This is a genomic window from Ferroglobus sp. (genome assembly GCF_015521575.1).
Classification (GTDB): Archaea; Halobacteriota; Archaeoglobi; order Archaeoglobales; family Archaeoglobaceae; genus Ferroglobus.
The window spans coordinates 1-2276 of sequence record NZ_WANY01000255.1 but is presented as its reverse complement, the minus strand read 5'-3'; the positions used below and the strand labels follow the sequence as shown (position 1 = coordinate 2276).

5 protein-coding genes are annotated in these 2276 nt (G+C 42.8%); 4 read left to right on the top strand and 1 reads right to left on the bottom strand.

Going from position 1 to position 2276, the window contains the following annotated elements; translation table 11 throughout:
* From F7C14_RS10210 to F7C14_RS10195, 4 genes are all read left to right on the top strand, one after another.
* A partial coding sequence (locus F7C14_RS10210) for a deaminase (protein ID WP_290902547.1) occupies positions 1-281 on the top strand: 281 nt, incomplete at its 5' end.
* Positions 282-336: 55 nt separating this feature from the next.
* On the top strand, positions 337-801 hold the full coding sequence (locus F7C14_RS10205; RefSeq protein WP_290902545.1) for a hypothetical protein: 465 nt from the start codon (positions 337-339) through the stop codon (positions 799-801).
* A 35-nt stretch (positions 802-836) separates the two neighbouring features.
* Positions 837-1136 carry a YkgJ family cysteine cluster protein gene (locus F7C14_RS10200; protein WP_290902542.1) on the top strand — a complete coding sequence of 100 codons (300 nt, stop codon included), beginning with the start codon at positions 837-839 and terminating at the stop codon, positions 1134-1136.
* Between the two features lie 93 nt (positions 1137-1229).
* On the top strand, positions 1230-2114 hold the full coding sequence (locus F7C14_RS10195; RefSeq protein ID WP_290902539.1) for an MBL fold metallo-hydrolase RNA specificity domain-containing protein: 885 nt from the start codon (positions 1230-1232) through the stop codon (positions 2112-2114).
* Here F7C14_RS10195 and F7C14_RS10190 read toward each other — a convergent pair.
* The gene (locus F7C14_RS10190; protein WP_290902538.1) at positions 2105-2239 is read right to left on the bottom strand and encodes a hypothetical protein; all 135 of its coding nucleotides are present in this window, start codon (positions 2237-2239) and stop codon (positions 2105-2107) included. The two genes, F7C14_RS10195 and F7C14_RS10190, sit on opposite strands and share 10 nt — an antisense overlap.
* Positions 2240-2276: the final 37 nt, after the last annotated feature.

Sequence of the window (2276 nt, the reverse complement as noted above, 5' to 3'; positions counted from 1 at the left end):
GTTTAAGGGAGGAGTTAAACGTTCCAAGCGGAGAGAGACACGAGTTGTGTAGAGCCGTTCACGCTGAGCAGAACGCGATAATACAAGCAGCCGTTCACGGGGTGAGCATAAAGGGTGCTACGCTTTATACAACCCATCAACCTTGTATAATGTGCGCAAAAATGATAATCAACGCCGGAATAGTTAGAGTCGTTTACGGGAAAAGATACGCCGATGAGAGGGGATTGGAGTTTTTAAAAGAGGCTGGGATAAAAATAGATTATATGCCAGTGGAGGAATAAAATTTTAAACGTTTAAATTTCGGAAAGTATATATCAACTAAAAAAGAGTTTTAGTATGGAAGAGAGACCCTCCGAAAAGGAAATCGTAAAAATTCTTCACGCTATTCTTTACGCTTTCGAGGCAACCGTGGGCACTCCGGGGAGTAAAGTTCTAATCCACGTTTCAAGAAAAATCCCCGAAATATTCGGAAAGTTCGGATTTGATTTGAGAAAGGGAGAAAATCCGGAAGAGAGCGTTAAAAAACTCCTGGAAATACTTGAAGAAACCGGAATGCTGAAGGACACGGAATTTAAACGTATAGACGAGCACACATTTGAATTTAGGCTTGGTGAGTGCAGCTTATCTGATTCAAACGTTCACGAGCTGTTGAAAAGCGAGAAAGTCTTCTGCCCGTACTCGATAGCTGTTGCCGCCGTTTTGAGAGAAGTGACTGGAAGAGACGTTGTTTTGAGCGAATCGGAATTAACGGAAAAGGGAAGCGTAACGAAGATGAGGCTTTACAAATACGTGGTGCTGTGAGAAAAATTTTTCCCAACGTTTAGGAATACTATAATGTGAAGTGCCGGCACTGCGGAAGGTGCTGCTTGGAGATGGGTACAAAGATATACGCAACTCCCTCGGACATAAACAGGTGGGTGAGGGAGGGTAGGAGCGACATACTTAAGCATGTGCTCGTTTATTCTTACTACGACATATTTCTGGGAGAGGTCGTTGAAGGAGGAGAGCTCTGGTTCGACGAATACGGAAACAAGCTTGATAGATGTCCGTTCATAGAGGAAAAAGAGGGAAAAATATTCTGTAAAATTCACGAAACCAAACCTGAGCAGTGCAGAGAATACAAGTGTTGGGAGTAAACTTTATAGCAGAAGGGAGGGATGAAGAATTATGCAGATGAGGGAAAAGTGCAAGGACTGCATGATATGCTTTAAGAACAGGAGAGACAAGAAATGATCGACTTCTTAGACAACTTCGGAGTTCTCGTTTTCAGAAGAAAAAGGAGTAGTTTCCTTCCTCACATCACCATCAGAGTTGGAGGCACTGATTTTCACGTCGACAGCTATCCCGGGAGGGGGTTTAACCTCATAACTCACGCCCATTCCGATCACTACGGTTTGAGGAACATTCTCAACTTTAAAGCTGTAGCAAGTAAAGAAACCGCTAAGATTCTCTCAATTATAGGCGAAAAGAAGTTTAGGGGGATAACTTTCAAAGTGGGCGACACGCTAAATTTAAACGGCGTTAAGATAAAAACCTACGATACCTTCCACATAATCGGCTCAACCGCATTCTACTTCAAAGATTTTGACGTTCTCGTGACCGGAGACGTGAAGAATTACGAAGAGCTACCGAAATGCTCTTTGCTAATAACCGAAGCAACCTACGCCAATACGAACTACTGTTTTGAGGACGAGATAGACGTTTTTATTGAGAAAGCAGAAAAAGGAGAAGTTTTCGGCGCTTATCCAATCGGAAAAGCTCAAAGGGCAGCGAAAATACTTGAGGAGAATGGAATCGGATTCGAGGCGGATGGATTGATAGCGAAAATCGCTGAAGCTTTCGGGTTGAGAGCAAATGGTGGAGCAAAAATCGTTTCAACGAAGGAAGTGAGGAAATACGACGGTTACTATTTGAGCGCTCAAAAATTTTACAGAAAGAGAATAACGCTAAGCGATCACCTTGATTGCAGGGGTTTGATGGAGATGATAGAGCACTGCGACCCAGAGCATGTGATTTTCTACCACGGAAAACCCACTAAAAACTTTGAAAAGGAGTTAAAAAGTAGAGGATACAAATTTTCAACCCTCGATGACCTTGAGTACCTTCACCTGTAAATTTTCACCCCCTTCGGGAGATAATTCGTAAATCCACAATTGCTACAAGCCAAGTACGTAAATTCGCTGTCCTCCCCTATAACGACGAACCTTCCGTTACCGCAACTCGGACACATCTCCATCACCTTTGCAATGATAAATTATTATGGTTTTAAAAGGCTT